At 67.1% G+C, this 24,209-nt stretch carries 21 protein-coding genes; 11 read left to right on the top strand and 10 right to left on the bottom strand.

What is annotated here, in order from left to right:
• Positions 1-67: 67 nt before the first annotated feature.
• The 4 genes from VIK36_RS18315 to VIK36_RS18300 form a co-directional block, all read right to left on the bottom strand.
• Positions 68-1,396 carry an ABC transporter substrate-binding protein gene (locus VIK36_RS18315; protein ID WP_255173260.1) on the bottom strand — a complete coding sequence of 443 codons (1,329 nt, stop codon included), beginning with the start codon at positions 1,394-1,396 and terminating at the stop codon, positions 68-70.
• 78 nt (positions 1,397-1,474) lie between these two features.
• Positions 1,475-2,308 carry a carbohydrate ABC transporter permease gene (locus tag VIK36_RS18310; protein ID WP_255175659.1) on the bottom strand — a complete coding sequence of 278 codons (834 nt, stop codon included), beginning with the start codon at positions 2,306-2,308 and terminating at the stop codon, positions 1,475-1,477.
• A gap of 77 nt (positions 2,309-2,385) precedes the next feature.
• On the bottom strand, positions 2,386-3,321 hold the full coding sequence (locus VIK36_RS18305; protein ID WP_159630710.1) for a carbohydrate ABC transporter permease: 936 nt from the start codon (positions 3,319-3,321) through the stop codon (positions 2,386-2,388).
• Positions 3,308-5,371, bottom strand: coding sequence for a beta-galactosidase (locus tag VIK36_RS18300; RefSeq protein WP_324643101.1), 2,064 nt, complete (start codon positions 5,369-5,371; stop codon positions 3,308-3,310). Before VIK36_RS18300 ends, VIK36_RS18305 begins: the two co-directional genes overlap by 14 nt.
• A gap of 211 nt (positions 5,372-5,582) precedes the next feature.
• Here VIK36_RS18300 and VIK36_RS18295 point away from each other — a divergent pair, with 211 nt between their 5' ends.
• A complete protein-coding gene (locus tag VIK36_RS18295) occupies positions 5,583-6,599 on the top strand; it encodes a LacI family DNA-binding transcriptional regulator (RefSeq protein WP_159630714.1) in 1,017 nt (338 codons plus the stop codon).
• Positions 6,600-6,605: 6 nt separating this feature from the next.
• Here the strand turns inward: VIK36_RS18295 and VIK36_RS18290 are convergent, their stop codons facing one another.
• Positions 6,606-7,367, bottom strand: a complete 762-nt coding sequence (locus VIK36_RS18290) for a DeoR/GlpR family DNA-binding transcription regulator (protein WP_324643099.1) — start codon at positions 7,365-7,367, stop codon at positions 6,606-6,608.
• A 94-nt stretch (positions 7,368-7,461) separates the two neighbouring features.
• Positions 7,462-9,495, bottom strand: a complete 2,034-nt coding sequence (gene acs, locus VIK36_RS18285) for an acetate--CoA ligase (RefSeq protein ID WP_324645313.1) — start codon at positions 9,493-9,495, stop codon at positions 7,462-7,464.
• A gap of 408 nt (positions 9,496-9,903) precedes the next feature.
• Between acs and VIK36_RS18280 the strand changes: the two genes are divergently transcribed.
• The 3 genes from VIK36_RS18280 to VIK36_RS18270 are packed head-to-tail and all read left to right on the top strand — an operon-like array spanning position 9,904 to position 12,883.
• Positions 9,904-11,370 carry a hypothetical protein gene (locus tag VIK36_RS18280; RefSeq protein WP_324643098.1) on the top strand — a complete coding sequence of 489 codons (1,467 nt, stop codon included), beginning with the start codon at positions 9,904-9,906 and terminating at the stop codon, positions 11,368-11,370.
• A 44-nt stretch (positions 11,371-11,414) separates the two neighbouring features.
• A complete protein-coding gene (nth, locus tag VIK36_RS18275) occupies positions 11,415-12,209 on the top strand; it encodes an endonuclease III (protein ID WP_324645312.1) in 795 nt (264 codons plus the stop codon).
• Positions 12,206-12,883, top strand: coding sequence for an NUDIX hydrolase (locus VIK36_RS18270; protein ID WP_255173255.1), 678 nt, complete (start codon positions 12,206-12,208; stop codon positions 12,881-12,883). The genes nth and VIK36_RS18270 overlap by 4 nt, the downstream gene beginning before the upstream one ends.
• 3 nt (positions 12,884-12,886) lie before the next feature.
• Here the strand turns inward: VIK36_RS18270 and VIK36_RS18265 are convergent, their stop codons facing one another.
• Entirely contained in the window at positions 12,887-13,075 is a 189-nt protein-coding gene (locus VIK36_RS18265; protein WP_159630724.1) for a YegP family protein, read from the bottom strand.
• Positions 13,076-13,235: 160 nt separating this feature from the next.
• The gene (locus tag VIK36_RS18260) at positions 13,236-14,972 is read right to left on the bottom strand and encodes a bifunctional 3'-5' exonuclease/DNA polymerase (RefSeq protein ID WP_324643096.1); all 1,737 of its coding nucleotides are present in this window, start codon (positions 14,970-14,972) and stop codon (positions 13,236-13,238) included.
• 334 nt (positions 14,973-15,306) lie between these two features.
• Here VIK36_RS18260 and ssd point away from each other — a divergent pair, with 334 nt between their 5' ends.
• The 7 genes from ssd to VIK36_RS18225 all read left to right on the top strand — a co-directional run bounded on the left by ssd (position 15,307) and on the right by VIK36_RS18225 (position 20,860).
• Positions 15,307-16,347: a septum site-determining protein Ssd gene (gene ssd, locus VIK36_RS18255; RefSeq protein WP_324645311.1), complete on the top strand. Its 1,041-nt coding sequence runs from the start codon at positions 15,307-15,309 to the stop codon at positions 16,345-16,347.
• The gene (locus VIK36_RS18250) at positions 16,344-17,654 is read left to right on the top strand and encodes a TadA family conjugal transfer-associated ATPase (RefSeq protein ID WP_420716224.1); all 1,311 of its coding nucleotides are present in this window, start codon (positions 16,344-16,346) and stop codon (positions 17,652-17,654) included. The genes ssd and VIK36_RS18250 overlap by 4 nt, the downstream gene beginning before the upstream one ends.
• Entirely contained in the window at positions 17,651-18,439 is a 789-nt protein-coding gene (locus VIK36_RS18245) for a hypothetical protein (protein WP_324643093.1), read from the top strand. The genes VIK36_RS18250 and VIK36_RS18245 overlap by 4 nt, the downstream gene beginning before the upstream one ends.
• A 5-nt stretch (positions 18,440-18,444) precedes the next feature.
• Entirely contained in the window at positions 18,445-19,053 is a 609-nt protein-coding gene (locus VIK36_RS18240) for a type II secretion system F family protein (protein WP_324645310.1), read from the top strand.
• Positions 19,054-19,329: 276 nt separating this feature from the next.
• Entirely contained in the window at positions 19,330-19,809 is a 480-nt protein-coding gene (locus VIK36_RS18235) for a DUF4244 domain-containing protein (RefSeq protein ID WP_324643092.1), read from the top strand.
• Positions 19,806-20,297: a TadE family type IV pilus minor pilin gene (locus VIK36_RS18230; protein WP_255173250.1), complete on the top strand. Its 492-nt coding sequence runs from the start codon at positions 19,806-19,808 to the stop codon at positions 20,295-20,297. The genes VIK36_RS18235 and VIK36_RS18230 overlap by 4 nt, the downstream gene beginning before the upstream one ends.
• Positions 20,297-20,860, top strand: coding sequence for an Rv3654c family TadE-like protein (locus tag VIK36_RS18225; RefSeq protein ID WP_324643091.1), 564 nt, complete (start codon positions 20,297-20,299; stop codon positions 20,858-20,860). Before VIK36_RS18230 ends, VIK36_RS18225 begins: the two co-directional genes overlap by 1 nt.
• 54 nt (positions 20,861-20,914) lie before the next feature.
• On the opposite strand, the gene VIK36_RS18220 is transcribed toward VIK36_RS18225, so the two are convergent.
• Positions 20,915-23,290 carry a DEAD/DEAH box helicase gene (locus VIK36_RS18220; RefSeq protein WP_324643090.1) on the bottom strand — a complete coding sequence of 792 codons (2,376 nt, stop codon included), beginning with the start codon at positions 23,288-23,290 and terminating at the stop codon, positions 20,915-20,917.
• Between the two features lie 84 nt (positions 23,291-23,374).
• Positions 23,375-24,067, bottom strand: a complete 693-nt coding sequence (locus VIK36_RS18215; protein WP_324643089.1) for a GNAT family N-acetyltransferase — start codon at positions 24,065-24,067, stop codon at positions 23,375-23,377.
• Positions 24,068-24,209: the final 142 nt, after the last annotated feature.

The following is a 24,209-nucleotide window of genomic DNA, read 5'->3' as shown; positions in this document are numbered from 1 at the left end:
TCCCCGCCGGCGGCGGGGATGGTGACCTTTACTGTGAGGGAATCTTCCCTCATGGAGAGCCTTGCAGTTACTCCTTGACGGGGATGGACTGCGACTTCAGGGCTTCGATGGTTTTCGCCTGACCGTTCTTGAGGGCATCCAGAAGGGTACCGTTGCCGCCCGTTGCCTTGCCGAAACCGTCGGAAACGTCAGTGTACGTCTTGGTCATGGTGGGCCCCCAGGTGAAGTTGGGGTTCACGTTGGAGGACGCTTCGGCGAAGACGTCGTAGATCTTCTGGCCGCCGAAGTAGTCCACGCCGCCGGAGAAGGCGCCGAGTTCCTTGGCAGACTTCGCGGCGGGGTAGAGGCCGCCGAGCTTATTGGCCAGCGCCAGCGCTTCAGGATCGGTGTTCAACCACAGGGCGAACTTGGAGGCTTCATAGGGGTGCTTTGAGCCCTTCAGGACTGCGGTGGAGGAACCTCCCCAGTTGCCTGCGGCCTTTCCGCCGGCTTCCCACTGCGGCATGGGGGCAACCGCCCACTTCCCGGCCGTATCCGGCGCTCCGCTCTGCAGGGTTGAGGCACCCCATACGGCAGAAACCCAGGTCCACTGCTGGCCCTTGTTGAAGGAGGCATTCCACTCGTCGGAGAAGGAGGGCAGGGTGGATACTTCGCCCTTCTCCAGGAGCTTCTGCCAGTAGTTGGCCACCTTCTCGGACTCCTTGCCGGTCAGGTTGACCTCCCACTTGTCGTTGGCGTTGGAGAACCACTGCCCGCCTGCCTGCCACACATTGCCGGCGAACCAGTTGACGTCGCTGCGGGGGAAGTTGGTGATGTAGGAGCCGCGGGCCTTGATCTGCTCAGCTGCTGCAGCGTATTCGTCCCATGTGGTGGGGACCTTGATGCCCGCCTCCTTGAAGAGGTCGGCCCGGTAGAACATCGCCATCGGACCGCTGTCCTGCGGGATCGCGTAGACGGCCTTGTCCTCCCCGAACGTGACCTGGCCCCAGGTCCAGTCGACGAACTTGTCCTTTGCGCCTGCGACTCCCTCACAGGCCGCGATGTTCTCCAGCCCGTCCTGGACCCGGAAGTTGGGCAGCGCATCGTATTCGATCTGGCCCAGGTCCGGGGCGTTGCCGGCCTGCAGTTGGTTGAAGAAGTTCTGGTATGTGCCCGAGTTGCCGTTGGGGCCTGTCTGGACCTTTACCTTGATGTCCGGGTGGTCCTTGTTCCAGAGGTCCACCACCTTGTCCATGCCGGGTACCCAGGTGGTGAATGACAGTTCGACCGGTCCGGAGGAGGGCTTGCAGGACGTGTCCTGGGACGCGGAGGTGCTTCCGCCGCTGGAGCAGCCCGCAAGGGACAGCGCCGAGACTATGGCAAAGGCGGCAGTGGCTTTTCCGTAACGCACGCGCATTTCTATTCCTTATTAGTGGGGTGGGGTGTACCGGGGCGGGGCGCCGCGGGACGTGTAGTGGGGGGGAATCTACAGGGGTTATTTGACGCTTCCGGCGCCCAGGCCGCTGCTCCAGAAGCGCTGCAGCGCCAGGAACGTCGCGATGAGCGGAAGGATCGACACCAGGGCGCCGACGATGACCAGGACCCGCAGCTCCGGAATCTGGCTGATTTGGCTGTTCCATGCGTAGAGTCCCAGCGTGACCGGGAACAGGGCCTGGTCCCGCAGCATGATCAGGGGCAGGAAGAAGTTGTTCCAGATGGCGACGAACTGGAACAGGAAGATGGTGACCAGGGCGGGCGCCATCAGGCGGGTGGACACGGTAAAGAACGTCCTGGCTTCCGAGGAACCGTCGAGGCGTGCAGCCTCCAGCAGTTCCGTGGGAACACTGGCAGCGGCATAGATCCGCGCGAGATAGACGCCGAACGGGCTGACGAGGCTGGGCAGGAAGACGGCCCAGAGGGTGTTGGTCAGTTTCACCTGGCTGAAGATCAGGAACAGGGGGAGGGCCAGGGCTGTGGCGGGAACCAGCACGCCGCTGAGTACGACATTGAAGATGGCTTCCCGGCCGCGGAATTCGTACTTGGCCAAGGCATAGCCGCACATGGCGGCGATGACGGTACCCAGCAGGGCGCCGAGGCCGGCGTAGAGCGCACTGTTCAAAAGCCACCGGCCAAAGACCCCGTCGCTGTAGGTGAAGAGGTTGCCAAGGTTGGCAAAGAACGTGGAGATGGAGTCCGCGGTGAACCAGAGCGGCGCCGTTCCGGTGATGTCACCTCCCGTTTTCGAAGAGGAGACCAGCAGCCACCAGATGGGGGTCAGGAAGTAGAGCGTGAAGACACCCATGATGAGCATCGCCGCACCGCGGGACATGATGCTGTGCCGTGGGCCCCGGGGGCTGCCGGATACGGGGGCCGTCTTCTTGGTTGTGGTCACGGCTGTTGCTGCGCTCACTGGGAAACCTTCCGCTGGGTCGCCTTGAGGAAGACGAAGGAAAGAACGAATGTGGCCAGCGCCAGCACCACGGAGAACGCTGCTGCCAGGCTGTAGTTCGGCACCGACGCTGTTGTGTAGACGGCGAGGTTCGGAGTGAACGTGCTGCTGATGGCGGAACTGAAGCTGCGAAGGGTCTGCGGCTCGGCAAGGAGCTGGAGGGTTCCGATGATGGAAAACACTCCGGTAAGGATGATGGCCGGGACCACGAGCGGTATCTTGATCCGCCAGGCGATCTGCAGGTTGCTTGCGCCGTCCAGTTTTGCTGCCTCGTAGATCTCCGTGGGGATGGCCAGCAGCGACGAGTAGATGATCAGCATGTTGTAGCCGACGTAGACCCAGGTCACGATGTTTGCGATGGCCCAGAGGACCAGGTCTGCCGAGAGGAAGTTCACCTGTGACGTAACGGCGCCAAAGGGGGAAAGCGAGGGCGAGTAGAGGAAGCCCCACATGATCGCGGCGATAACGCCCGGTACTGCGTAGGGGGCGAAAAACGCCAGCCGGAAGAACTTCTTGCCCTTCAGCAGGGGTGAATCGAGCAGCAAGGCAAACAGGAGGGCAAGACCCAGCATGATGGGCACCTGGACCACTCCGAAGAGCAGGACGCGGCCCACGGATTCCCAGAATTCAGTGTTCTGGAACACCTGCTGGTATTGGACGAGTCCGCCGAAGACCTGTTGGGGAGGACCGAAGGTGCCCTTGCGTTCCACTGTGAGGAGGGATTGCACCACGGCGAAGACGATCGGCACCGCATAGAAGGCCAGGAAGAGCAGGCCGAACGGCGCAACGAACAGGAGGACGGCGCGGCGCTGGGCGGCCGATGTCCTGGGTTTCCGGGCTGGCGGTGCCCCCGCGGCCATTGCCGGAGCAGTTTGGTGTCTAGTCACTTTCATCATCCTTAAGGCCGGTGATGCGGCCAGTGGTTGGGGGTGCTGAGCTGTTGCTGCGGACGACGCGTACGGTGCCGGCAGGAATGACGACGGCGGTGGAGACTTCTTCCCCCGCGATCAGTTCGTATCCGTGTGCAGGGTATTTGTGCTCATCGTCCGAGTGGTTGATAAGGAAGGTGTACGTGTGTTCCGCGTCTGACCTGGCAATGACTTCCAGGCCTGCCGCGGTTGCCTGCACAGCGACACCGGCTTCGGCGGCGGCTCCGGCCACAACCTCGCGGAGGGCTTGGGAGTCGAGCACTGTGCCGATGTACCAGGCGTTCCCGGCGCCGTACCGGTTGCGGGTCACTGCCGGGGTGCCGGCGAGGTGGCCCTCGGTGAAGGATGCTTTTGCTTCCGCGCCCTCCAGGCGCAGGGCCTCGGCCCACAGGGCGGCCGTGGCTCCGGTATCCAGCGGCAGGAGCTGTCCGGGCGGCATGGGCAGGAATTCCTCCGAGCGGACGCCGAGGAGGTCCCGGAACGCGCCCGGGTAGCCGCCCGTCAGTACTGTGTCGTTTTCGTCGACAATGCCGCTGAAGTAGGTGACCACAGCGTGGCCTCCGTTGTTGACGAAGTCTGCCAGGGCCGCCGATTCCTGTTCCCGGACGAGGTAGAGCCCGGGAACCAGTGCCAGCTTGTAGCCTGAGAGATCGGAGCCGGGGGCCACGATGTCCACCGTGATGCCGTTTTCCCAGAGCGCTTTGTAGAGGGAGTGCACCTGGTCCAGGTAGCGTACGTCCGAAGAAGGGTGCGACTCCTGGTCGTAGGCCCACCACGCTTCCCAGCTGAACACCATTGCAGCTTCGGCCTTCACCGTGGTGCCGGCCACCCCGGCGAGCCTTTCGAGGATGTGGCCGAGCTCTTTGACTTCCCGCCAGACCCGCGAGTCTGTTCCGGCGTGGGGGAGCATGGCCGAATGGAATTTCTCGCTGCCCTGGACGGAGGCCCGCCATTGGAAGAAGCAGAGTCCGTCCGCTCCGCGCGCCAGGTGGGTGAGCGAGTTGCGGAGCATTTGGCCGGGGGCCTTGGCGATGTTGCGGGGCTGCCAGTTCACAGCAGAGGTTGAATGTTCCATCAACAGCCAGGGCTGGCCCTGGGCAAGTCCGCGGGTGGCGTCTGCGGCGAAGGCGAGCTCCACCGTGGGGTCCTCGAGCCGGTGGTCGAGGTAATGGTCGTTGGCGATGATGTCCATGTGGGGCGCCCACGCCCAGTAGTCCTGGTTGCGGATGTGCGCGGCAACCATGAAGTTGGTGGAGACCGGGATGCTGCTGTTCTTCCTCAGCACGTCCGCCTCCGCCCGGTAGTAGCCAAGCAGTTCGTCGGAGCTGAAGCGGTGGAAGTCGAGCAGCTGGGTGGGGTTGTTGGTGGACACCGTGATTCGCGGGGGCAGGATTTGCTCCCAGGCCGAGTAGCGCTGGGACCAGAACGTGGTGCCCCAGGCGCTGTTGAGTGCCTCCAGGGTGCCGTAACGCGCGGCAAGCCAGGTGCGGAAAGCGGCGGCGGAGACATCGCAGTAGCAGAGGGCGTTGTGGCATCCCAGCTCGTTTGAAACATGCCACAGCCGCACTCCAGGGTGCGTGCCGTACCGTCGTGCTACTTCGTCCACCAGCCGAAGGGCATACTCCCGGTAGCGCGGGGAACTCGGGCACCATGCCTGACGGCCGCCCGGCCATGCCCGGACCCCTGCTGCGGACTCCGGGAGGATTTCCGGATGCAGGGTTGTCAGCCATGCAGGGGTGGATGAGGTCCCGGTGCCGAGGTTTGCCCCGATACCGTTGGCGTGCAGCAAATCCAACACCTGGTCAAGACGTTCAAAGGAGTAGGTCCCCGGGGAGGACTCCAGTTCGGCCCAGCCAAAAATGTTGACCGCGACGAGATTGACCCCCGCCTCTTTCATGAGCCGGACGTCTTCCTGCCAGACGGCGGGATCCCACTGCTCCGGGTTGTAGTCGCAGCCGTAAACGAGCTGTCCGTTCCCGGAAAGCTCGGCAACTGACGTTTTGGTGGGGCTCAACCCTGCTCCTTCGGCTTGCGGCAACGTGCAAGACGGGGAAGCCCCTACTCTTGGACGCTGTTGTCTCAACGATCTCTGTGAACGTTCCCAGAGACGCGTCGAGATGGTGATGCAGATCATCTGGGAACGTTCACAGAGTACGGTGGCGGTGAGGGCCGTGTCAATGCCTGCGGGAAGACGTACCCCGTCCAGACTCCGCTACAGTACAAATATGTCGCTGACACGCACCCGTGCCCGCCGCGCCACCATCAACGATGTCGCGGACGCTGCCGGGCTTTCCAGGGGGACCGTTTCACGCGTCATGAACGGGGAAAAATACGTCTCCGACGAGGCCAAACAAGCCGTGGAAGAAGCCATCGCCCGGGTGGGATACGTCCGTAACAACGCTGCCCGCAACCTGGTCACCCAGGAATCCCGGGCCATCGGGCTGATCATTCACGAACCCCACTCGCTGTTGTTCGAAGACCCCAATATTGGCTCCATCCTGCTGGGCGCCAACGAGGTGCTGTCGAAGGCTGACTACCAACTGGTTTCGCTGATCATTGATTCGGACCGCGACAGCCGCAGGGTGGCGGACTACCTCCGGGGCGGCCTGGTTGACGGCGCCGTCATCATCTCAGCGCGCGCCTCCGACCCCATCGCGGCAGCCATAGCGGACATTGGCTTGCCCGCGGCCTTTGTAGGCCACCCGGAAGGGACCCCCGCGCTGCCGTACGCCGCCATTGACAATGTTGAGGCCGCCCGCAGCATCACCAAGAGACTGCTGGAAACAGGGCGGGAACAGGTAGGCATGATCGCCAGTGCCCTGGATCGCGACTCGGGAAAGGACCGGCTTGCCGGCTTCCGGGCCGCGATGGGCGACCGCTTTGACCCGAACCTGGTGGTGGAGTACCCCTTGTACACCTACGCTGCCGGGCTGGAGGGAATGCAGGAACTGCTCCGGCGCGCTCCCCACCTGGACGGAGTTTTCGCGGCCTCGGATGCTGTGGCGGCCGGGGCCATGACGGCATTGCAGGAGGCCGGCCGTCGGGTCCCGGAGGATGTGGGAATTGTGGGTTTCGACGACAGCAGCTGGGCCCTTCGCTGCAGGCCCCAGCTATCCACCGTCCGCCAGCCGGCTGACCTTTTGGGGAGCACCGCCGCTGAACTCGTCCTGGCGCAGCTTCAGGGGCTTCCGGGTACGCCGCGGGTCCTCGAGACCACCATCATGTGGCGCGGGTCAGCCTGACCGCGCTTACACGTGCACTACGCGCAGCTTGGTCCGTTCGCCAAGGACGCGCTGGGCCTCGGCGCTGAGCCCGGCATCACTGATGACCTCATCCACGTCATCGAGTGCTGCGATGGAGCTGATGCCCAACATGCCCCACTTGGTGTGGTCGGCAAGGACCACGGTCTTCCGCGCGGCTGCCACGAACGCACGGTCCGTCTCGGCTTCGAGCAGGTTTGGAGTGGTGAACCCGGCGTCTGCATCCATTCCGTGGACGCCCAGGAACAGGACGTCCAGATGTAGTTGCTTGAGGGCTCCGGTGGCGATCGGGCCAACCAGGGCGTCCGACGGCGTGCGTTCGCCGCCTATCAGGATCACGGTGGACCCGCCGGGGTGGAAGAGATCGGCAATCCGCATCGAATTGGTCACCACGGTGATGCGCGGGCCGCCGGTTAATTCCCGGGCCAGCGCCCACGTGGTGGTGCCTGCGCTCAAGCCGACCGCCATGCCTTCCTGCACCAACCCCGCAGCGGCCACGGCAATGGCACGCTTCTCCGCCGTCAGCTGTGTGGATTTCAGCTCGAAACCGGGCTCATGGGCACTGGCATCCCCGGGAAGTTTCGCCCCGCCGTGGATGCGCTCCAGTTTCCCGCCCTCTTCAAGCTGCTCAATGTCCCGCCGCACCGTCATCAGCGACACACCCAGCTGCGCGGCCAGGTCCGAAACCCGCACCACCCGCTCCCGCTGGACAGCATCCACAATGGCCTGGTGGCGGGCAGCTGCAAGCATGTGAGCGGATTCCTTCATCGAGGGTTGCGGGGTTTGCTCCCAGCATACGGCGACGGCGCCACCCAGGCCGGGCGGCGCCGTCGTCAAACCATGCCTACTTCCGCAGGGACGCTGCGATCTGCTGCATGATGGTGGGGTCCGAGAGCGTGGTGGCGTCGCCCGGATCGCGGCCCTCGGCCACGTCCTTGAGGAGCCGGCGCATGATCTTGCCGGAACGGGTCTTGGGCAGTTCGGGCACCACCAGGATGTTCTTGGGCTTGGCGATGGGCCCGATTTCCTTGCCCACGTGGTTGCGCAGTTCCTGGACAGTGGCGTCACCGTTGTTCGCGGCGTCGCCGCGCAGGATGACGAACGCCACCACGGCCTGGCCGGTGGTTTCGTCCGTGGCACCCACGACGGCGGCCTCCGCCACGGCCGGATGGCTCACCAGGGCGGACTCGATCTCGGTGGTGGAGAGCCGGTGCCCCGAGACGTTCATGACGTCATCCACCCGGCCCAGCAGCCAAATGTCGCCGTCTTCGTCCCTCTTGGCACCGTCGCCTGCGAAGTACATGTTCTCGAACCGGGACCAGTAGGTGTCCTTGAAGCGCTCCGGATCTCCCCAGATACCGCGCAGCATGGACGGCCAGGGCTCCCGGATGACCAGGAAGCCACCGTGCCCGTTCGGGACGGACTGGCCCATTTCGTCGACGACGTCCACGGCGATCCCGGGCAGCGGGACCTGCGCCGAGCCGGGCTTGGTGGCCGTGACTCCGGGGAGCGGGGCGATCATCTGCGCGCCGGTCTCGGTCTGCCACCAGGTATCGACGACGGGTGCCTTGTCGCCGCCGATGACCTTGCGGTACCACATCCAGGCTTCGGGGTTGATGGGTTCACCGACTGAGCCCAGGACGCGGAGCGACGAGAGGTCGTACTTCGCCGGGATCTCCGAACCCCACTTCATGAAGGTCCGGATGGCGGTGGGCGCGGTGTAGAGGATGGAGACCTTGTACTTTTCCACGATCTCCCACCAGCGGCCCTGGTGCGGGGAGTCCGGGGTGCCTTCGTACATCACCTGGGTGGCGCCGTTGATGAGCGGCGCGTAGGCGACGTAGGAGTGTCCGGTGACCCAGCCGACGTCGGCCGTGCACCAGTAGACGTCCGTTTCGGGATGGAGGTCGAAGACCGCCTTGTGCGTGTAGGCCGTCTGGGTGAGGTAGCCGCCGGTGGTGTGCAGGATGCCTTTCGGCTTTCCGGTGGTGCCCGAGGTGTAGAGGATGTACAGCGGGTGTTCCGAATCGTGGCCCACGGCGGTGTGCTCGGCGGAAGCGGCTTCCACCGTGTCCGCCCACCAGTGGTCTCGGCCTTCCTGCCAGTCCACGTCCTGGCCGTTGCGCTTGACCACCACCACGTTCTGCACGGTGTGGCCGTCTCCATCTCCCTTGTGCGCCAGCGCGTCGTCGACGGCCGGCTTCAGGGGGCTTGGCTTGCCGCGGCGGTAGGTGCCGTCGGCGGTGACCACCAGCTTGGCCTCCGCATCATCGATGCGGGAACGCAGGGCTTCGGCGGAGAAGCCGCCGAACACCACGGAGTGGATGGCCCCGATCCGCGCACAGGCCAGCATGGTGATGACGGCTTCAGGGATCATGGGCAGGTACACCGCCACCCGGTCACCCTTGGCCACACCCAGGGACTCGAAGGCATTGGCCGCCTTTTTCACTTCTTCGGTCAGTTGCGCGTACGTGTAGGTGCGGGTGTCACCCGGCTCGCCCTCAAAGTAGATGGCAACGCGGTCCCCGTTGCCGGCCTCGACGTGCCGGTCCAGGGCGTTATAGGCGGCGTTGAGTTCACCGCCCACAAACCACTTGGCGAAGGGCGGATTGGACCAGTCCAGCGCCTGGGTGAAGTCCTTGCTCCAGGTCAGCAGTTCCCGGGCCTTCTTGGCCCAGAACGCCGGCCGGTCGGCATCCGCTTCCCCGTACTCGGCGGCGGTGACAACGGCGTCGGCCGCAAATTCCGGGGAAGGCGGGAAGGCCCGGGTCTCATGCAGCAGGTTCGCAAAGGCATCGCCCTGGTGGCCTTGCTGACCTGCCGGCTGGGCGGAAGCGGAGGGAACGGTGGCCGTGGAGCTGGGAGTGTCCTGGGACATGTGAACCTCATCATTCATCGATCTTTGCCGCGCGGGACACCCGCACCGCAGGGCCCTCCGTTTGGCACGGCATTGGGCTCCAGCCGGGCGGGCGTACCGCAAAGAGCTGTTCCGCAACCTAGCCTAATGCTTGCCGCGCATCCTCTGTGCTCCCCGTCACACGTGCGACCATGAGCGGCATTTTTTAAGCGGTGAATGGTGTCTTCATTACTCCTCCCAGGGCCACGGAGGCTTGCTCCAGCTAGTGATCAGCCAGGCTGTTGACTAGGCTGAGATGGAATTGTGACTTCATTTTGGACCGCTCCGGCCAGGTGCAAACAGTGCCTGGACGGGCGCGGTCCGCATGTCAAGACGGCACGGTTTTCGGGTCCGGACCGGGCCCGGTGCCGCCACGCTAAGGAGAGCAGAATGAACCAGCAGAGCTTCGGCCAGCGAACGGCCCCGGACACCGAGGCGGGGTCCGGAGGCTCAGGATCCGCCGCTGTGGGACCAGGGCACCCGACGGCCGCCGGCGACACCGCGAAGGGACAGGCTGCAGGGCGTAATGCTGCCTCCGGAAAGATCGACCCCAACGCCAACCATGCGGTCCTCGGTCCGTTCACTGTGCGGGACCTGGCCGTTTTCGCCGGTACGTTGATTCTGTTCGTCGCGTCCCTGCTTCCCCTTTTCGGTGCCCGGTACAACCTGTGGAACCTGAACAACCTGTTCTTCCTGGGACTGGGAATCATCCTGCCGCTGATCGCCAGTGCCTTGTTCGCCGCCCGCCGGCTGGCCCCTGCCACCCGGATCCGGGTGGGCTCGCTCTCAATCGACCAGTTCGCCTCAGTGGTGGCTTCCTTTGCCGTCGCCTTTTTCTTCCTGTCAGTGGCCTCCGGATACGGGACCACACTGCTGGTGGGCCTGATCGGCTCGCTGGTCCTGTTCGCTGCCACGGTGCTGGGCCGTTTCCTGCCCTATCTGTCCGGTGACTTCAAGGACCGGCCCGAGATGCCGGCGCATGTCGTGGCCCGCGAAGCCGCGGTCCCGGCCCGGAAGCCGCGGGCCCCTAAAGCGCCCAAACCGGAGAGCAGCGCCAACCAGTCAAAGGGCGGCTTCAAGGGCGCCGGCATCTTCGGGGGTGCCGGTGCCGGCTCCTCCGCCGTCCAGCCGGGATCTGCCGGCCACAGCCCTGAGCCAGTCCGTTCCGCGCAGCCGCCCGCTACCGCTGCTGTACCCGTTGCCCCTGCAGGGGCTTCGAACGCAGGCGTTTCGAACGCAGGGGCCGCAAGCCCGGCAGCTGCGACTGCAGGAACCGGCAGTGCGGCAGCCGCCACCCCAGGAGCCGCCACCGCAGGATCCGGCGACACCCAAGGATCCGCGGGTGCCGCAGCTGCCGGTGCCGGGACCGGTGCTGCCGGGCCGGCGGCGTCCGCGCCCGTGTCGACCGCGCCCGAAGCTTCCGACCGTACCCCCGCCGCCGTCGACGCCGGCCCGCCCACCCAGGCAGCCGACGTCGTCCGCCCTGCCTCTGCTCCCGTTGCGGAGGAGACCCAGTACGGGGATGTCCCCGCAGCTCACGCCCCCCAGGCGGCGTGGGAGCCGCCGGCTGCCACCGCCGTTCACCAGCAGGTCCGCGCCGACCAGCCCATCGGGGCAACGGTGGACCCGGCAAGCCGCCACGACGAGATGGACGGGCAGCCGATCCACGAGGCCTTTTGGTTTGCCGTTGCCCAGCACCGCACCGCCTTCGACCCCCGCACCGGTGCCCCCGCGTTCGTGATCGAACCCGGCGGATGGGTGCTGGCACTTGAGGACCGCGGCCACGAATTCCTGGTCCAGCACACCGATGGACGGCTGGGCGTGCTGCGCGACCTCAGCAACATCGAGCGCGGCTGACGCCGGTGGCCGGGGCCCGCACCAAGACCGGCCAGGCCGCAGGGATGCCCGTGGTCTCGTCCGAATCCGTCCTGGCGTTGAAGCGGAGGGCGCGGCGCATCCACAAGGCCCTGGCCGAGAAGTACCCGTACGCCCATGCGGAACTGGATTTCCGCAACCCGTTCGAACTGCTCGTGGCCACCGTCCTGTCCGCCCAGACCACCGACGTGACGGTCAACCAGGTCACCAAAGTGCTGTTCGCGCGGTGGCCCAATGCCCGGGCCCTGGCCGAGGCGGACCCCACGGAGCTCGAGGCCATCCTCAAGCCCACCGGGTTCTTCCGCGCCAAGTCGAAGAACGTCCTCGCCCTGTGCACCCGCCTCGTGGACGACTTTGATGGCGAGGTTCCGGGCCGGATGGAGGAACTGGTCACGTTGCCCGGCGTGGGCCGCAAAACAGCCAACGTGGTGCTCGCCAACGCTTTCGGCGTTCCGGGCATCTCCGTTGACACGCACTTCACCCGGCTGGCCAAGCGGTTCGGCTGGACGCAGTCAGAGGATCCCGTCCAGATTGAGCAGGACGTGGCGGAGCTGTTCGAGCGCAGGGACTGGACCATGCTGTCCCACCGGGTGATCTTCCATGGCCGCCGGGTCTGCCACGCCAGGAAACCCGCCTGCGGCGCCTGTCCGGTGGCCAACTGGTGCCCCAGCTACGGGCTGGGCGAGACCGACCCCGTCAAGGCGGCCAAGCTCCTAAAATACGAACTTGCCCCCGGCAGCGAGGCATTGCTGGAGCAGTACCTGGCAGAACAGCACCGGGCCGCAGAGATCCGGATGGCTTCCCAGAAGAGGACCCCGTGAGCGCACGCGAAGACCTCGCCGGGCTGGTCCGGCGGGCCAAATCCGGAACGGCCGGCCCTCCTGATCCGCGCTGGGCCGCCCTGACCGTCGATGCGGCACGCGCCCGCAGGGCCGCAGTGCTGATGCTCTTTGGCGTCCTTGACGACGTCCCGGCCGCGTCCGGCAAGCCACTTGCGCCGGCCGACCTCGACGTCCTGCTCCTGGAACGCGCCCACACCCTGGGCTCCCATCCGGGCCAGGTGGCCTTTCCCGGCGGCGGCATCGACAGGGACGAAACCCCGGTGGCGGCCGCGCTCCGGGAAGCCGAAGAGGAAACCGGACTGGATTCCAGCGGCGTGGAAGTGCTGGGCACGCTCCAGGAGCTGGGGTTGGCGCACAGCAACTTCCTGGTGACGCCGGTGCTCGGGTGGTGGCAGGCACCCTCACCGGTCCGGGTGGTGGACTATGGTGAATCCGCCCAAGTGTTCCGCGTCCCGGTGCGGGACCTGCTCGACCCGGACAACCGGGTGATGGCCACCGTCCATCGGGCAGGGCGGACCTTCGACAGCCCCGCGTTCACGGTGAACGGCGTGGTGGTGTGGGGCTTCACCGGCATTGTGCTCAGTGGCCTCTTCGACCAGCTCGGCTGGTCGGTTCCGTGGGACCGGAACCGGCTGCATCCGATCGGGGTCTAGGCTTCAGGCCTGCTGGCGCAAATCCACCACGATGCCGGTGGCCGCGTTCTCGCGCATGGCCTTGATGCCGTCACGGAGCATGGTCAGGGACTTGAAGGTTGGCGAAACCGCAACGGTGTTGCCCTCGGAGTCGGTGAGCCGCAGCCGGTATGACTCGTCGCCTGTGCGGTGTATTTCAAATCTTCCCGCCATGGACGGGGACCTCCCTGGTATGCGTCGTTGCATCAGCGTTTGGACCGGTCTGTTTCAGTCACCGCCTCCGACTGTAACCTCCGCCACCGTACCCGTCGAGCTACTGCCGGGTAGGTTACCTTGCATCTCAAGGGCAGTTATCCGGCGCCCGCCAGCACCGCTATTTGGCGAGGTTGTAGGAGTCGACAACGGCGAGGCTGACCGGGAACTCCACCGGGATCCGCCCGAACAACAGCTCCTTTGCCGCCAAGGCCGATTCCTCGATGGCGGCGATGCAGGCGTCAACCCCGTCCGCGGGCGCATGCACCATCACCTCATCGTGCAGGAAGAAGACCAACTCGGCCCGGACCGCGCCGCCGCTGCCTCCGGTGCCCGCTGTCCGCAGGGTGCGCAGCCGCCGTCGTAATTCCGCGAGCCAGCATGCCGCCCAGTCCGCCGCGGAGCCCTGGACCACGAAGTTCCGGGTGAAACGCCCCCGGGACCGGGCTATGGACTCTGCCCGCCGCTGCTCTTCGGCGGTGGTGGAACGCTGGCTCAGGAACCACCGCTCCGAGGGCGGCGGGCTGCTGCGGCCCAGCCGGGTGGTCACCGTACCGCCGGCTTCACCCGCCCGCGCCGCACGCTCCACAAAGTCGACGGCGCGCGGATAGGTACGCGCCAACTGCGGCATCAGTCTCCCTGCTTCGCCGGAGGTGGCGCCGTACATCGCGCCCAGCAACGCCATCTTCGCTTTGGCCCGGTCCCCGCCGAAACCCCTGGCGGCGATGCCCGCATACAGGTCCTGGTCCCGGGCGGCCTCAGCCATGGAGGAGTCCTGTGCGAGGGCCACCAGGACACGCGGTTCCAGCTGCGAGGCATCGGCCACGATCAGTTTGTGGCCCGGGTCTGCATGCACCGCTCCGCGGACCTGGCGCGGGATCTGCAGTGCGCCACCGCCCCGGGACGCCCAGCGCCCGGAAACCACTCCACCCACCACATACTCGGGGCGGAACCTGCCACCGTCCACCCAGGCGTCGAGCCATGACCAGCCGTTGGCGGTGTGGAGGCGGGAGAGCTTCTTGTATTCCAGCAGCGGCTCGATGACGGGATGGCTGGACTCCCTGAGCTCCCACTTCCGGGTGCTCTTCACCTCGATGCCGTTGCGGTGCAGGGCCCGCATCAGGTCCTGCGGCGAGTCCGGGTTTAGCCCTGGGGAGTTGAGCAGGGTGCGCAGTTCCGCAGCAAGGGCCTCGAGTTTTTGCGGACGCTGTCCGGCGGGAGGGCGGGGCCCCAGGTGGTCAACCAGGATTTGTTCGTGCAGGTCCTCCCGCCACGGAACGCCCGCGTGCTGCATCTCGGCAGCCACCATGGCGGCTGCCGACTCCGCCGCGAGCAGCAGCTGGAGGCGGTGCCGGCGGTTTTCCTCCATCTCCACGCCGGCCAGGGCGGCCTGCTGGGCGGCGTACTCGGCGCGGAGGTCCTCAAGGCCCCACCCCGGGGCCGGTCCGGCACCCAGATCGTCGAACAGTGCTCCCTGGTCTGCCGGGGGACGGGGCGGCAGCAGAGCCTTCGGCGGAAGCATGGGATCCTCCACCGGGACCCTGTCGGTATTCCTGGCGTAGTCGGTATGGGCGCTGAACTGCGAAAAGGCCAGGATGTTGCCGCAGAGAGTGACGTCGTAGCATCGCTCCACCTCCACACCGGAGGCGAGCAGCCCAGGGTACCAGTCCTGCGTCCGGTGCCAGATCCACCGGGGCGGCTGCCCTCCGGGGCGCCGGGCTTCCAGTTCACCGACGACGGCGGCAAGCTCGCCGGGTGCCACCAGCCGGGGCCCGGGGTTGGCCGGTTGGGGGTCGCCTGCCTGTGTCAGTTCCTGCAGTGCAGCACCGCGGGGGTGGGCGGCAAGCAGCAGGTACATGTTCCCATTGTGCCCTGTCGGGGGTGGTGGTCTGGTTGTGCACATGGGGCCTGGTTGTCCACCTGCGGCCTGTTTGTCCACATAGGGAAAGTGCCCCCTTATTTGTGTCTTGCTGCCGCAGCAGAGTGGCCCCATGAGCAGGCACCAGCTGAATGCACCGCACCCCGCGCCGGGGCAGGCCACGGATTCCTTCCGGCGGCCACCAGACCGGAGGTCACCCTCCCGTGCTGCGTTGCCGGACAACCCGGCGTCCGGCGGCGCCTGGCTGCCGGACGGTTTACCGGCTGGCGGTTCAGTGCCGGACAGTTCAGCGCCGGACGGTTCGGGCGGGGTGCTGCTGGTTACCTCCTCGGGGGTCCTGCGCGCCGAAGTGGAGCGCATCGTGGCAGCCGCCGGAGCCCAGCTGCGCGTCGTTCCGGATGCAGTGGAGGGCGGACGGTACTGGGACGCCGCATCGGCCGTCCTGGTGGGCAGCGATGTGCGGGAGCTGCCACCGCGGCGGCGCACCCCTGCCGTCATGGTGGGCCTCGACGGCGAAGGGGACAGCCTCTGGCACCTCGCAGCCGCCCTGGGCGCCGAACGCGTTGCCGTGCTGCCCGATGCCGCTGCCTGGCTGGCGGACCATCTGAGCCGGTCACGCTCGCCAGGCCCCGGCGGCCTGGTCCTTGGCATCACGGGCGGTTGCGGCGGGGCGGGTGCAACCACCGCCGCCATATGGATAGCCCAGGCGGCGGCAGGGCTGGGGGCACGCGTCCTGCTGGTTGACGGGGACCCTTGGGGTGGTGGCCTGGAGCTGGCGCTCGCTGCCGAGGACAACCCCGGACTGCGCTGGCCGGATCTCGCGGAGGCAAGGGGCAGCATTGATCCCCTGCAGCTCTCCGACTCCCTGCCCGTGGCCGGAGGTTTTTCCTTCCTGTCCTGGCCTGCTATCCGGGAGCAGCCGGTCCCTGTCCCTGCTGCCGCTGCAACGGGTGTGCTCGATGCTGCCCGCCGTGGTTTTGAGCTTGTCATTGTGGATGTGGGAAGGGGTGCGGAGCCCCTGCACACTGTGGCCTGGGACTGTGACCGGATCATGGTGGTGGTGCCGGCGCAGCTGAAAGCAGCGGTCGCGGCGGTGCGCCTGCTGCAGGAACTTCCGCCCGTGGAGGCTGCCTTGCTGGTGCGGGGCCGGCCAGGTGCTGCGCTGGACAGTTCCCTGATCGCTGACGCCGTAGGGCTGCCCGTGCAGGGCCGCATCCCCGAACTGCGGGCCGTCCCGGTGGCCATGGAAGCGGGCCGCCTGCTGGACTTTGGGAAGCGGCGGACCATCCGGCATTTCGGCGCCACGGTGCTCGATTGGCTTGGAGAGGACCTGCAAGCGGGGGATATCGCATGAGGCGGCCGTCCGGTACACCCGCTGCTCCGCCTCCAGCTCCGGATACGGCCAGCACAGCAGGGTCCGGGGGCTTGGGTGCACGGCGCAGTGCCCGGATCCTCGAAGCTGGCCAGGCCGTCCGCCGGGCGCGGGCCAGTGAGGCCGCCGGTACTGGCCGGACCGTTGATTCCGGGCTGCTGGAATCCGTCCGTGAGTCGATGATGGCCGAGGCTGGAGCGGTAACACCTTCCCGCGTCGCTGCAGCCGTACAGGCCACGGGCAAGCTGTTGGGCACCGCCGGGGCGCTTGCCGCGGTGGAACGGATCAGTGCCGAACTCAATGGACTGGGACCGCTGCAGGAGCTCACCAGGGATCCTGCCGTCACAGACATTTTCGTCAACGCCCCCGATTCCGTGTGGGTGGACCGTGGCCGGGGCATCGAGCGCGTACCCGTCGTGCTTGATGGCGAGGCCCAACTGCGCGCGCTGGCCTGCCGGCTGGTGGCCGCAGGCGGGCGGCGCCTGGACGACGGGTCACCCTGTGTCGATGTCAGGCTAGCCGGCGGCTACCGTGTCCATGCCGTGTTGCCGCCGGTTTCCACGTCCGGGACGCTGCTGAGCGTCCGGATCCGCAGGGAGAGGGTCTTCAGCATGGCGGAGCTGCGCACGGGCGGCATGTTCGACCATCGGGTGCAAACGGTGCTGGAGAGGATAGTGGACAGGAGGTTGAGTTTCCTGGTCAGCGGTGCCACGGGTTCCGGGAAGACAACGCTGCTGTCCACCCTGCTGGGCCTTTGTTCCGCGGAAGAGCGGCTGGTCCTGATCGAGGATGCAGCCGAACTCAACCCCGTCCACCCCCATGTGGTGGCCCTCGAATCACGCCACGGGAACCTTGAAGGTGGCGGCGCCGTGGACTTGGGGGAGCTGGTCCGCCAGGCGCTGCGCATGCGGCCGGACAGGCTGGTGGTGGGGGAGTGCCGGGGTGCTGAAGTCCGTGAGCTCCTGACCGCGATGAATACCGGGCACAGCGGCGGTGGTGGAACCATCCACGCGAACACGGCAGCCGCGGTCCCGGCCAGGCTCAATGCCCTCGGCGCGCTCGCCGGGCTCGGCCCGGAGGCCGTGCGGCTTCAGGCCGCCAGCGCCCTCGACGTTGTCATCCATGTCGGCAGGACCCCGAAGGGCCGGGAAGTCCTGTGCGTTGGACTCATCGCCGATGGTCCCGCAGGGTTGACCGTGGTGCCGGCCATTGAGGAGCAAGGTGTCCCGGGTCCGGCGTGGCCGGCGCTCGCGGCCCGGTTGGGGATGGATCCCGGGGCAACCCTGTGACGGTCATTTTCACCGTGCTTCTATGCAGCGCCATGCTGCTGCTCCTCAAACCGCCCCTGGACGCCGCTTCCCGGCTGCGCACGGCAACCGGCAAGAGGAAGAACGCGCCGGGTGTCAGGCGAGGCCTGGTACTGCCGTGGGGCAAGGCGGCCGGCAGGAGCGCGGCACTGACGCGGGGACCGGGCCTGACCCTGGTGGTGCAGCAACTTGCGGCACTGCTTCGGGGCGGACGGACTCCGGGGCGGTTGTGGGACGAGCTGTGGACGGTTTACGGGGATGGCGGAAACGGGCGGTTTCAAGAGCGTGCACCCGTGTCCGGGGCGATGCTGTCAGAGGGGTCAGCTGCAGTCCTGTCATCCGCGCGTGCCGCCGCCGCGACCGGAGCTCCCGTTTCGGAATCCATCCGGCGCGCGGTTTCCACAGCGTTCCAGCCCCGGGACAGGGAGGCCAGGACCTGGCTGGAGCTGGCCGCCTGCTTTGACATTGCGGAAGCCAGCGGGTGTCCGCTCGCCGACGTACTGACCCGGTTCGCGGCCCAGCTGGAAGCGGAGGATGACGCAGACGCGGCCCGGCAGACGGCTCTCGCAGGCCCCAAAGCCACCGTCCGGCTCCTCACCTGGCTTCCCTTGATGGGTCTTGGACTCGGTGCCGCCCTCGGCGTGGATCCCCTCGCTACCCTCTTGGGAACACCCCTGGGACTGGCCGCCTTGTTCGGCGGGGTGGTCCTCACTGTGACGGGAAGGGCATGGTCTGCCCGGCTGGTTTCGGCGGCGGCAGGGGCATGAGTGCCATGACCCAGGGTTTGGCTCCCGGCCTGACATTGTTCCTGCTGCTCGCGGCCAGCGCCTGGCTTGCCTGTTCCAGCCACGCCAGGCCGCGCCAACGGCTGCGCCACCTGCTGGCTCCCGCTGCAGGGGCACAACCGACGGCAGCCACCAAAGGGGCGTCAGCGAGTTCCGGCAGCGGGCTGAAGGATCCGGCGATGATGCTGGAACTGGTGGGGGCCATGCTGGATGCCGGCGCCGGCATTGGCCGGGCGCTTGACCTGGTGGCTGCTTCGGCTGCGCCACAGTACCGGGACTCCCTGCGGCCCGTGGTCTCGGCGCTGGCCATCGGCGCCGACTGGGAAACAGCATGGCGGAGCTCCGGTATACGGCTGCCCGAAGTCCTGGAGCTGCGGGACGCGCTGGGTTTCGCCGCACTCACAGGCGCGCCGTCATCAGCGATCCTGTACGCCCAGGCTGCAAGGCTCCGCCGGGAGCGGTTTCGGGCTGCGGAGAAGCGGGCCGCTTCGCTCGGCGTGAAGCTTGTGGTTCCACTGGGCCTGTGCTCACTCCCGGCCTTCATCTGCCTTGGCGTCGTCCCGGTGCTGTTGGCCCTGGTGCCATCCGGTTCCTAGCAATCCGGCGGCCAGCTTGTCCCGGCGCCCCGGCGCTCCCGGTTGTCAGCTTGGCCCGGCGTTTCCGGCTCCCGGTTGCCAGCTTGTCCCGGCGTTTCCGGCTCCCGGTTGCCAGCCCGTCGCGCTCTGCGGGCCGCGCCGTCCGTCCCCTCCTCCACAGCCCTGGAGCGGCGCAGCTTTTCCACTTAGCCCACACCCTCCCTTACCGGCAACAACTCCGCCGGGAAGAGTCAAGACAGCCGGAGAAACCACCGGCACCCATGGAAAGGAAACCAGATGTCCACCAACCACTACCGCCGCAATTACTCCGCCGGGATGTCCGCGCCCGCTGCTTCCAGGCAGATAGCAGCCGCTTCCAGGCAGATGGTCACCGCGCCCCGGCCGATGGCCATTGGCCCAGCCGGCAGCCGTGGCAACGCGGGCGGGACGCAGTACACATCCCCTGCCGTCGCCGCGAACACACCAGTCAACCGCGCATTCGTTCCGCAGACACCGGCCTCAGGTGCGTCCTTTCCATGGGCATCCTTCCCGCCGCCCGGCAACGTGGTGGAGCTGTATCCGGCTGCGGTCCGCACCCCCAGGACCCGGCGCAGCGTAGGTTTGCTGGGGTCGGAAGCCGGCATGGCAACGGCCGAATACGCCATTGCCACCCTGGCCGCGGTGGGTTTTGCCGGCCTGCTCGTGTTCATCCTCCGCAGCGACGAAGTGCGTGGTTTCCTGCTAAACCTCATCCGCACCGCCCTGGCGCTGCCGTGACGCGTCCGGCAGGACTGCTGACGTTCTGGAAACCTCTTGAATCGGTGACCGGCGGTGTGGCCTCCAGCTACGGTCACCCGGAACCGGCGGGCAAGACTGCGGATGCCCGTGGCACCGTAACGGCAGAGTTCGCCGTGGCATTGCCGGCCGTGCTGGCACTGCTGGCCATGTTGCTCGCCGGAGCCGCCGCCGGCATGACGCAGCTGCGTATTGAAGAGGGAGCCCGGGCTGGCGCCAGGGCCCTGGCCAGGGGCGATGACCCCGCAGCCGTGGAACGGACCGTCAGGATGCTCGCCGGCACGTCGGCGTCCGCGTCCGTTACCGTCGACGGCGGCTGGTTCAGGGTCACGGTCACTGACCGGGTGCCCGGACCCCTGGGCAGCTCCATCCCCTGGACTCTCACCGCCCGCGCCTCAACGCGCAGCGAGACTGCGGGATCCGGCGCCGGCAGCGGCGACGGATCGGGCGATGCCGGGGGCGTCAGGTGATGGGTGATCACGGGCGCTGGCACCCCACAATTGGGAGCGGCCATCCCGGTGCTGGGCCCGGGCGTGCTGCCGCGGGGCGCCGGCACCCCACAAGACGCTGGCACTCAACGATTGGGAGCGGCCGTTCGGGTGCTGGGTCCGGTCATGCTGCCGCCGGGCGCTGGCACGCCCGGGGAGGGCGGCGTAATCCTGGTCCCGGTCAGAGTCCACAAGGCGCCGCAGATGGCCGCGAACGCGGGTCGGGAACGGTCCTTGCCGCGGGGCTGGCGCTGGCGGTCATGACGGCCATGGCCGTCATGCTGCTGCTGGCCCAGTCAGCAGTGCTCGCGAGCAGGGCGGCGGCAGCAGCGGACCTGGCAGCTCTCGCCGCGGCGGATGCCCTCCGCGGCATCACCACGGGGGAGCCCTGCGCGGTGGCCGCTGAAGTGGCGGCGCGGCATGCGGCCACGGTCCTTAGCTGCTCAGCGGGCCCGGGACAGACGATTGAGGTGCGCACTGAGCTCGGTGAGCGCGCACTGCTGGGTGCCGCGACGGGACGCGCCCGGGCAGGTCCTCCACCGTAGGGCCAGGGCATCGGGGGAGAGGGGCCATCGAAGGGCACGGCTCCGCGCGGGGTATCAGCTCCTGGCTTCCAGATCCACCGGCGTGGCTTCCGTGGCGTCCTTGAGCAGCACGTCCAGGAGGGTTACGGCGGCGCCCTTGTCCAGCGGGTTGTTCTTATTCCCGCATTTGGGGGACTGCACGCAGGACGGGCACCCGGCATCGCATTCGCAGGCCTTGATGGCATCGCGGGTCGCTGCCAGCCAGACCATGGCTTTGTCGAATCCGCGTTCGGCAAAGCCGGCTCCGCCGGGGTGCCCGTCGTACACGAAAATGGTGGGCACCCCGGTATCGGCATGCAGGGCAGTGGAGACCCCGCCGATGTCCCACCGGTCGCTGGAAGCCACCAGCGGCAGAAGTCCTATCGCGGCGTGCTCCGCGGCATGCAGGGCGCCCGGGAACTGCGCTTCGATGAGGCCGGCCCCGGTCAACGAACGGTTGTCCACCACGAACCACACCGCCTTGGTGAAGAGCTCCCGCGCACCGAGTTCCAGCGGCTCCTCGCCCAGGACCTCATTGGAGATCAGGGCCTTGCGCTGGAAGGAGACAACCTGGGTGGTGACCTTCACGTCACCGAAGTGGACGGTAACGTCACCCCACTGCATGGTCCGCAGGGTATCCAGGACCTCGATCTGGGTTACGTCGCGTGCTGTCGTGTAGTAGTCGGGGTTGGCCCGGCGGACCATGACGCAGTGGTCGTCTTCATTCAGGTCCTCCACCACATAGGTGTCACCCTGGTGGACATATACGGCTCCGGTGTGTGCCTGGTAGTGCGTCTGCGGCGAGTCCATGGTCCCCAGGAGGGAACCTGTCTCCGCGTCGACGATGCTGACCGGGCCCCCACCGTCTGCCCGCAGGTTGACCATCGCCGCCGCGCTCTGCGAGTGGGTCCAGAACCAGCCCGCGGGCCGCCGCCGGAGGTAGCCCTGGGCAACCAGCCGGTCCAGGAGCATTTCGGCGGTGGGCCCAAAGAGGTCCAGCTCGGCCGGCCCCAGGGGAAGCTCAGCGGCTGCCGCACACAGGTGCGGTCCCAGAACGTAGGGGTTGGAAGGGTCGAAGACCGTCGCTTCCACCGACACGTCGAAGATGGCCTCGGGATGGTTTACCAGGAAAGTGTCCAGCGGGTCATCGCTGGCCACAAATGCCGCGATGGCATCCTGGCCCGCGCGGCCGGCCCTGCCGATCTGCTGGAACAACGATGCCCGCGTGCCGGGCCAGCCTGCCACCAGCACGGCATCCAGGCCCGAGATGTCGATCCCGAGTTCCAACGCCGACGTGCTGGAAACACCCAGCAGCTGGCCCGAACGCAGGGCTTTCTCCACCGCCCGGCGTTCCTCGGGCAGGTACCCCGAGCGGTAGGCGGCAACCCGCTGCGGGAGGCTGGGATCCACCTCATCGAGGAGCCGCTTGGTAATTGCGGAGATGGTCTCGGCGCCGCGGCGGGATTTGATGAAGGCGATGGTGCGGACCCGGGCGGATACCAGGTTGGCCAGCAGGTCGGAGGTTTCGGCCACAGCGGTCCGCCGCTCCTTCGCGCCGTTCTCGCCCCTGACCTCGGTCAGCGCCGGTTCCCACAGTGCCACGGTGGTGGCCCCGTGCGGCGAGCAGTCGCGGGACACCGCCTTGACGGGCGCCCCGATGAGGCGGGAGAACGAGACATCGGGCTCGGACGCGGTGGCGGAGGCAGCTATGAACACGGGCTCGGGGAACGCGGTTCCCGCACCGTAATAGGCGCAGATCCGGCGCAGCCGCCGCATCAAGTTGGCCACGTGTGATCCAAATACGCCCCGGTAGCTGTGCGCTTCGTCCACGATGACGTAGCGAAGCCGGCGGAAGAAACCGGCCCACCACGCGTGGTTGGGAAGGATGCCAAAGTGCAGCATATCGGGATTGGCCAGGATGAAGTTGGCATGGTCCCTGATCCACCGGCGGGCGGAGGGGTCGGTATCGCCGTCGTAGGTTTCCGCCCGCACCGTGGGCAGCTTCAGGGCGCGGATGGCGTTCAGCTGGTCCGCCGCCAACGCCTTGGTGGGGGAGAGGTAAAGGCTGACGGCGCCGTCGTCGTGAATCTTGCCCGGGTCCGCGAGCACGCGGAGCTCGGACCGGTGGATCGCATCCAGCGCCGGCAACTGGTACGCCAGGGACTTTCCGGACGCAGTGCCGGTGGCCACCACAACGTGCTGGCCCGAGTGCGCTGCATCGGCCGCGTCAACCTGGTGCCGGTACGGCTCGCGGATGCCCAGCATCCCGTACGCCGCCGCAATGTCCGGGTGAACCCATTCAGGCCAGGGCGCGTGGACTGCCTCCCGCGCCGGTATGGTGCGGACATGACGCAGCTGTTCCGGCTCCGGGCCGCGGCCCAGCAAAGGAATCAGGGAGTCATGGGGGTTCACCCCACCATTCTTCCACCCGTAACTGTGCCGCCCGCCCGAGGTTCGCCACGGGGAAAACAAACGGCAGGCCCAGCTGGGATTCGTTCAGCTCAGGGAGAGGTCCGCCCCGTCATGGGACGCCGAGAGCATCAGGACCCGGGCTACCGTGGTCCAGCCAAGATGGGAGTAGAGCTTCTGCCCGTCCAGGGAAGCCAGCAGCAAACCGGCGCGGACATCGTGCCCGAAGGCCTGGGCCGCCAGCGCACGCATGATGAAACTGCCCAGGCCCCTGCGCTGGAACGGTGGCTCGGTGATGATCTTGTCGAACACTGCGGTATCACCCACCACGAACACCCTGCCACTGGCCGCGAGGGCGTCTCCGGAGCGGACCTCCGCATAGTGCACGCCGTCCTGCTCGTATGTGGACAGGCTCAGCTCGTCGTCGGACAGCCAAGGGTCCTCTGCGTCCTGCGTCTCCATGTCCACAATCATCATCGTCTGCGAATCAGACGTGACGTTCAGCCCCTGACGGGCTGCCAGGGCGGCGTACCGTGAGGGGTCGTTGGTGAGAATGGTCAGTACCCGCGCCGGGGATTCCGCAGTCCTGGCCGCGAGGGCGGCGAACTCGTCATCGGTGGGTTCGGATGCGAAAACTTCCCACTCGCCGCTGGTGTCAGAGCGGAGAGCAGCGGGAAAACGGCCCTCCGTGGAGGTCCGGTAGCCGCGACATCCGGCCCAGCCGGCAACCCACACTTCGAGCAGGCCAGTGATGTCTTCAACCAGGGTTTCCGGGCTCATGGCAAGAACACTATTCCAGCCCGATCGCAAGCAACAGGGGGTGCGGAAGTGCTTATGCAATTGTGATACGCCCCGCCCTGGCCTGCCGTGCGGACCCGTGCCTGCCGCTCTGGACCGGGGCCGGGCTGCCGCATCCGCTGCC

Origin of the sequence: Pseudarthrobacter sp. LT1, assembly GCF_035621795.1 — a bacterium.
GTDB lineage: Bacteria > Actinomycetota > Actinomycetes > Actinomycetales > Micrococcaceae > Arthrobacter.
Note: the sequence above shows the minus strand (reverse complement) of the source record. Positions and strands in the feature narration are given on the sequence as shown.